The organism is Actinomadura formosensis NBRC 14204, from assembly GCF_001552155.1.
GTDB lineage: Bacteria > Actinomycetota > Actinomycetes > Streptosporangiales > Streptosporangiaceae > Spirillospora > Spirillospora formosensis.
In genome coordinates, this window is the sequence record NZ_BCQQ01000206.1 from 1 (window position 1) to 6639 (window position 6639).

11 protein-coding genes are annotated in these 6639 nt (G+C 66.5%); 7 read left to right on the plus strand and 4 right to left on the minus strand.

Annotated elements, in window-relative coordinates; genetic code table 11:
• Positions 1–57: 57 nt before the first annotated feature.
• Positions 58–1245: a helix-turn-helix domain-containing protein gene (locus AF1_RS31165; RefSeq protein WP_207394085.1), complete on the minus strand. Its 1188-nt coding sequence runs from the start codon at positions 1243–1245 to the stop codon at positions 58–60.
• 170 nt (positions 1246–1415) lie between these two features.
• On the opposite strand from AF1_RS31165, the gene AF1_RS31170 reads away from it, so the two are divergent.
• From AF1_RS31170 to AF1_RS31175, 3 genes are all read left to right on the plus strand, one after another.
• Positions 1416–2531, plus strand: a complete 1116-nt coding sequence (locus tag AF1_RS31170; protein ID WP_067807609.1) for a radical SAM protein — start codon at positions 1416–1418, stop codon at positions 2529–2531.
• Positions 2528–2662: a hypothetical protein gene (locus tag AF1_RS36740; protein ID WP_255218853.1), complete on the plus strand. Its 135-nt coding sequence runs from the start codon at positions 2528–2530 to the stop codon at positions 2660–2662. The genes AF1_RS31170 and AF1_RS36740 overlap by 4 nt, the downstream gene beginning before the upstream one ends.
• Positions 2663–2735: 73 nt before the next feature.
• A complete protein-coding gene (locus AF1_RS31175; protein ID WP_067807595.1) occupies positions 2736–3497 on the plus strand; it encodes a hypothetical protein in 762 nt (253 codons plus the stop codon).
• Positions 3498–3634: 137 nt separating this feature from the next.
• On the opposite strand, the gene AF1_RS31180 is transcribed toward AF1_RS31175, so the two are convergent.
• The gene (locus AF1_RS31180) at positions 3635–4018 is read right to left on the minus strand and encodes a hypothetical protein (protein WP_067807597.1); all 384 of its coding nucleotides are present in this window, start codon (positions 4016–4018) and stop codon (positions 3635–3637) included.
• A 49-nt stretch (positions 4019–4067) separates the two neighbouring features.
• Entirely contained in the window at positions 4068–4517 is a 450-nt protein-coding gene (locus AF1_RS31185) for an ATP-binding protein (RefSeq protein WP_067807598.1), read from the minus strand.
• Positions 4518–4665: 148 nt separating this feature from the next.
• On the opposite strand from AF1_RS31185, the gene AF1_RS31190 reads away from it, so the two are divergent.
• Genes AF1_RS31190 through AF1_RS31200 form a run of 4 tightly spaced genes read left to right on the plus strand, consistent with a single transcriptional unit; the run spans position 4666 to position 6117 of the window.
• The gene (locus AF1_RS31190; RefSeq protein ID WP_084263503.1) at positions 4666–5478 is read left to right on the plus strand and encodes a helix-turn-helix domain-containing protein; all 813 of its coding nucleotides are present in this window, start codon (positions 4666–4668) and stop codon (positions 5476–5478) included.
• Complete coding sequence (locus AF1_RS31195) at positions 5475–5660, plus strand: DUF397 domain-containing protein (protein WP_067807601.1); 186 nt, start codon at positions 5475–5477, stop codon at positions 5658–5660. The genes AF1_RS31190 and AF1_RS31195 overlap by 4 nt, the downstream gene beginning before the upstream one ends.
• Positions 5661–5701: 41 nt before the next feature.
• A complete protein-coding gene (locus tag AF1_RS33870; protein ID WP_084263504.1) occupies positions 5702–5887 on the plus strand; it encodes a DUF397 domain-containing protein in 186 nt (61 codons plus the stop codon).
• Between the two features lie 41 nt (positions 5888–5928).
• Positions 5929–6117 carry a DUF397 domain-containing protein gene (locus AF1_RS31200; RefSeq protein WP_067807604.1) on the plus strand — a complete coding sequence of 63 codons (189 nt, stop codon included), beginning with the start codon at positions 5929–5931 and terminating at the stop codon, positions 6115–6117.
• A 102-nt stretch (positions 6118–6219) separates the two neighbouring features.
• Here AF1_RS31200 and AF1_RS31205 read toward each other — a convergent pair whose 3' ends face one another.
• Entirely contained in the window at positions 6220–6552 is a 333-nt protein-coding gene (locus tag AF1_RS31205; protein ID WP_067807607.1) for a YnfA family protein, read from the minus strand.
• Between the last annotated feature and the right edge of the window lie 87 nt (positions 6553–6639).

The window sequence follows — 6639 nt, forward strand, 5'->3', positions numbered from 1 at the left end:
GCGTGCGAAGGCCGCTGCCGGGTCATCGGTCACGGGAGTTGAGCGTAGGAGATCGGGCTAGATGATGTTCATGCGGCGGGCGAGGTCGGCCAGGAGGCGGCTTCGCCTGCCGGTCGTGGTGTTGCGGAGCTGGTGGACGAGCTGGCGGCTCATGACGTGGGCGTGGATCTGTTCGGCGGCGCGGCGCTCGGCGGTGAGCAGTTCGCTGATGGCTTCGTCGATCTTGTTGCGGGCTCGGTAGGCGTTGACGACTTCGAGGCTGTGGCGGACGGCGCGTTCGGCGGGCAGGTGGGTGGTGTTGATGCCCGGGATGAGGTCGAGTGCGGTGGGGACGTCACCCAGTGCCATGGCTGCGGTGACGCGGTGGATGCGCACGTTGGTGGGGCCGAACGCGGTCCACAGATGGTTGGCGTCGGTGCCGAGTTCGTCGGCCATCTGCTCGGCTCGTGCCAGGTAGTCCATGGCGTCGGCGCGGTTGCCGGCGCGGGCGGCGGCGATGGCTCCGGGGAGCAGCAGGGTGCCGTGGATCGACAGCATCGTGGGTGAGCGGTGAACGTGCGAGAGTTGTAAGTACCGCGAAGCTTGACGGGTCATGCTGGCCGCCTCGTCAAGGTGGCCTTGGGATTGCAGGGCGTGGATCACCGAACGGAACAGCGCCCCGATGATCGTGGGGTCCGTGGTCCTTTCGGCTGCGGTCAGTCCACGCTGAGCGGCGATCCAGGCGAGGTCGGTCTCGCCGAGTTTGGTGAGGATCATCGCGGCCGACTGGTTGGCCAGTGCGGCGAGCCGGTCGGCGTTCGGCCGCTGTTCTTTGCGGGCTTCGCGGGTGGCGAGGTGGGTCTGGGTGAGCAGGGTGGGGAGGCGGGCGAGCAACTGTCCATAGCGTGATTGCTGATAGGCGGCCATCACTTCTGCGACATCCCGGCGTAGTACCTCCAGGCGAGGCGGTCCGGGCTCGGCTTCGATTGCCGCCAGCAGCGGGGACAGTTGCCGGTAGTCGGTGAGCGCCGAACGGACCAGGCTGACGTCCAGGAAGGACGGCTCGCGGCGCGTCAACGCAGGGGAGTGTGGGTCGATGATGTCGAAGACGGAGATGCGCAGGGCATCGGCGAGCGCCCGGATGACTGAAAGTCGGTCCAGGGCGGCGCGGTCGTTTTCGATCTTGCTGAGCCAGTCTTCGGTCCGTCCGACCAGGCCCGCCAGAACTTCTTGAGGCATGCCTCGTCGGACGCGGTGCCAGGCCACGCGCTGTCCAGGTGACAGGTGTTGCCAATGATCGGTCATCACGGACCTCCGCCGAGTGACCCCGGAATTTCTTTCCGGGTGACGCCCCTCCTGCGCTTTTAGCCTCTTGGTCGTTACGCCGCAACGTGTCTTACGGATTGAGTCGGGGCGAAATGATCGGGATAGGCGAGATGCGCCAATTGATCGCAAGTCCGTTCCTGGGTGACTTCCTGGTGTTGAAGCCTGGGGAGCCCCGAGGAATCAAGATCTCGCAGGCGGCCTACCGTGCACTCGCCGGTACCGAGGTGTTCCCTGACTGGCTGGCGGCTGCCGCCCGAACCGCCTGGGGGATCGATCTTCGCCGACAGTCGCCCGGCAACCGCCTGCTCATCCGCCGCGAGTCGGACTACGGGTTCGGCAAGGCGACCTATGAGCTGAACCTTGGGTGCAACTACGACTGTGAGCACTGCTACCTCGGCCTCAAGACCTTTGAAGGGCTGGGCTGGCCCGAGCGTGAACGGCTGCTGGAGGCGATCCGGGACGCCGGCGTCTTGTGGCTTCAGCTCACCGGCGGAGAGCCGATGGTGGATCGGCTGTTCGCCGCCGTCCACACCAAGGCCTACGAACTGGGCATGATGATCGAGATCTTGACCAATGGCTCCCGCCTGGCCAACCCCAAAATGCTCGACCTGCTGACGACTTACCGGCCGAGCAAGATGAGCCTGAGCGTCTATGGTGCCACCGCCGAGACCTACGACGGTCTTACCCGGCGTCCGGGCTCCTTCCGCAAGTTCATGCGCGGCATGACGGCAGCGCACGAGGCCGGCCTCCAACTGGACCTGAGCCTGATCATCACCAACCGCAATGCCCACGAACTCGACCTCATGCGCCAACTGGCCGAACGGTTCGGGCTACGGCATCGCGAGTACGCCAACATGTCCCCGACCATCCACGGCGGCGCCGAGAGTCTGCCCTCCCAATCACCGCAGTTCCTGCGCAAGCGGGCCCCCTTCACCGGCTGCGACGCCGGGCACACCTCCTTCCACGTCGACCCGTTCGGGCGGGCGAGCATCTGCAAGATCGGCCGCGACCCCAGCATCGACCTGGTACGCGAAGGGCCGCCCGGGCTGCGCCGCCTGGACGCCATCAGCGACAACCTGCTGCGCCGCCAGGGCGGATGCACCGGCTGCACGCTCCAGGGCACCTGCGGGACGTGCATGCCGCTCGTCCAGCTCTATCGCAGAGCCAAAGCCCCGCTGGCCACCTACTGCCAGCACCAAGAGCCCCGGAAGGAGGAATCCCAGTGAGCATCATGATCGAAGTGCAGGACGGTCCCGTGACCGACGAGGCCGTCGTGGTCGAGATCGTCGAGGATGTCAACGACGCGGCCGAGCACGCCATCGGCCTTGGCTGCGGCGACGACAACCCCTACCGGTGACGACGCGGCTGACAACGCCGCACGGCCCCTCGCCCATCCCCACAGGCGAGGGGCCCTCCAGTACGGTTTCGGTGTGACCGGACGGCTCTCCTGGCGTCAGGCGCGGGCGCTGATCGAGAAGCACACCGGGCCGGTGATCACCGCCCGCCCGGTCAACGGGGGCTTCAACTCCGAGATCGCCGTCATCATCAACGGCACCACGTTCGTCAAAGGGCTGCGCACCGACCATCCCCGCGCCTGGACCCAGGAACGCGAACGCCGGATCAACCCGCACATCCAGCACGTGTCGGCTCCGCTCCGCTGGGCGGAGACCGCAGGCGGCTGGGACCTCAACGGGTTCGAGTTCATCGACGGCCGCGCCGCGTCCTATGAGCCGTCCAGCCCCGACCTCCAACCGATCGTCGCCATGATGGCCCACTGGCGGCCCGCCCCCGATGGCGTCGAGCTCAAGCGCGCCGAGCAACGCTGGTCGAGCTACAGCGACCACTCCGAGCTGTTCGCCGGCGATTGGCTCTCGCACACCGACTGGTCACCCACCAACATCCTCATCGGCGGAGACGGACGGGCATACATGCTCGATTGGGCGTGGCCCACCAGCGGTGCCCGCTGGATCGACCCTGCCTGCTGGATCGTCTGGCTCATCGCCGGTGGACACCACCCGGCGCAAGCACAGGCGTGGGCGTCCAAGGTCCCGCCGTTCGCCGCGGCGCCTGCTTACGCGGTAACGGCGTTCGCCCAAGCACAGGCCGCGATGTGGGAAGACATCGGCGACCACGCACCCCACCCCGGACTTGCCGCCGCAGCAACCCACTGGGTCAAGCACCGGACTGCCTAGCGCAACCATCGGGCCGGCCGTCCCAAGAACCCCGGAGGGACCACATGGCCGTCCAGGTCCATCCCTCTACAGCGCTGACCCCTCCCCACTGTGAGAAGCAGTCCCCATCGACAACGCCACGGTCGACTTCACTTGCGCTATGCCCACTCGGGGTTGGGGAACATCCGGTACTTCAGCAGCCGGTCAACCCGCTCAGCCGCCGTCTTGGCATCGCCGCACGGGGACAGGAACCCGGCCCGCCCCTTGCCCGCCTCGAAGTAGGCCCACGTGCCGCCCGGCGTTGCCCGCACCGTCACCACCATCCCGACGTCCTCGGCCATCCCGCTGGCGTACACCCACAGCAGCGGCACCGGAAACCCGTACTCCTGCTTCTCGTATAGCTCTACGCACCGCCATCCCTTCTCCTTGAGCGCGAGGGCGAGCAGTTCCAGGTTTCGCACCGCCGTCTCGTCCCCCAGCAGCGTCCGCCACTGAAGAACCGCCTGCCACCGGCCCACCACCCGGCGCATCCGCGCAACCATCCCGCGTTCTCCTTCCGGATCCGTTCGCCGCTCGCCTCACCCGCACCGGTCACACACCGACTCGCGACCACACCCACTTCCCGCGCGGCTCGGTGGGAGTCACCCCGCACTCCAGCGACAACGCCTCCACGATCGGCAGCCCCCGCCCGCCGGTGCCGTCGTCGTGCCCGGGGTTCAGTGCCTCGGCGTCCGGGCTCACGTCACCGGGCACCCTCCCGCGCCCCCGCTTGCGCACCGGCCGCGCGTCCGAGCAGTCCCACACCGCCAGCAGCACCGCGCGCGGTTCCCGCGTGAACGTCACCCGGATCTCCCCGTCCGGGGTGTGTCGCACCGCGTTGGTGACCAGCTCACTCGCGATGAGCGAAACGTCGTCGGTGAGCCCGGACAGCCCCCACCCGGCCAGCCGCAGACCCACCAGCGTCCGCACCTGCCCCGGAGCCGTCCGCGCCGCAAGACAAGTCACGTCCAGCCCATCCGATTCCTTGACCTCGATGCCCATCTCGCTCACCCCTCGTTCGCTCGGTTGCTCCGGCGAACGTCCGCACGTGGCGAACTTCTCCGGCCTCCTGCATTGCTGGTCACAGAATGTCGTCGGCCGAGTACAGTGAGGTCGTTCAACCCAACAACCTGTACTTTTTGGATCACGGATGACAGCTCGAAACGATCTTGATCCGGATAATAATCACTGGGACTGGCTGGCATCTGACCTGCGGTTATGGCGGACTGAGCGGAATATGACACAGACCGCCGTGGGCAAGATTCTTGGCGTCACAAAGACCCAGGTTTCGAACTGGGAATCGGCTCGCGAAAATCTTCCTATGAGACACGCCGAAACTCTCGACAGGGTTTGGCGTACATATGGACATTTTGCCCGGCTTCGCCGCCTGGCCGAGCGGGAGCACGATCCTGGCTGGTGGTCCCAATACACGCCGATTGAGGCGCAGGCATCCCGCGTCCGTTACTGGGCACTTGCGATCATTCCTGGACTGCTCCAGACCGAGGACTACGCCCGCGCCCTCCTGGAGGGCGGCCAGGTCATCGAGGACGTGGAGGCAACTGTCAGCGCACGCATGGCCCGTCAAGAGGTGCTGAATCGGAGTAATCCTCCGGAGCTTCGCGCACTGATCAACGAGGCGGCGCTTGATCAACCCGTCGGCGGAGCGGAAGTTATGAGGGAGCAACTCTCCCACCTCATTGCACTCAGTCACAGACGTAACGTCATCCTGCGCACGGTGCCGCGTAGCGTTGGCGCACACATCGGCCTGGACGGTTCGTTCACACTCCTCACCTGGGGAAACAGGTCTGCGGCCTACATGGAGGCCAATACAGGTGGCAGACTGACGCATGACCCGGCGAGCCTGGACGACTTCGAACGGCGCTTCGACCTCATAGGCTCGGAAGCGTCATCCGCGTCCGCTTCACGTGGTCACGTCGCACGGATCATGGAGGCCATGCAGTGATCGAATGGCGCAAGTCCAGCCGGAGCAACGCATCCGGTAACGAGTGTGTAGAGGTCGCGAACCTTCCCCAGGGGTGCGCTATCAGGGACAGCAAGGCCCCTGACCTCGGATACCTGACGCTCTCCGTCGAGAGCTTCGCCCGGCTCATAGCGCACGTGAAGCGCGATGAGCTGAACCTCTGAGGCCACAGTAAGAGACTCCAAGAGATGATCGAGGTTCAGCGGTGATCCAGTGGAGAAAGTCCAGCCGGAGCAACACGAGCGGCGGACAGTGCGTCAAGGTTGCCAACCTCGCCGGAAAGGTTGGTATGAGGGACAGCAAGGCCCTCGACACTGGCCACCTCACGCTGTCGCCCGAGACGTTCACCGAACTTGTTGCCAAGGTGAAGCGCGATGAGCTGAACCTCTGAGGCCACAGTAAGAGACTCCAAGAGATGATCGAGGTTCAGCAGTGATCCAGTGGAGGAAGTCCAGCCGCAGCGCCAACTCGGGCCAGGCAGACTGTGTGGAGTTGGCGCGTCTGTCCCGTACGGTCGGTGTGCGGGATTCCAAGGCTCCCGAGGCGGGGCACCTTAGCTTCTCCCCCGAGAGCTTCTCCGAGCTAGTCGCACGCATCAAGCAGGACGAACTGGATCTCTGATCCCGCGTCCAGGCAAGCCCCGGCTCGGTGGCCGGGGCTTTGCTCTGGCTACCGCACCAGGCCGGGCAAGGCCCGGCTCAAGGACGGCCGCCCGGCTCATTCCTAGCCGCGGGGGGCGTACATGATCACGGCCATGCCGGTGAGGCAGATCAGTGCGCCGGCGATGTCGAAGCGGTCCGGGCGGTAGCCGTCGGCGAGCACGCCCCAGGCGATCGACCCGGCGACGAAGATCCCGCCGTACGCGGCCAGCACGCGTCCGAAATGGGCGTCCGGCTGGAACGTCGCGGCGAACCCGTACAGGCCGAGCGCGAGGACGCCGGCGCCCGCCCGGAGCCATCCCCGGTGCTCGCGCACGCCCTGCCAGACCAGCCAGGCGCCCCCGATCTCCAGGACGGCGGCGGCGAGGAAGAGCGCGATGGAGCGGGCGACGAGCACGGCGGCGTCCTCCCGGGACGTGGACGGCGGCTCAGCGAGCCAGGCGAACAGGTGAGCTGATCCAGTACGGCGGGCGCCCGCCGTACT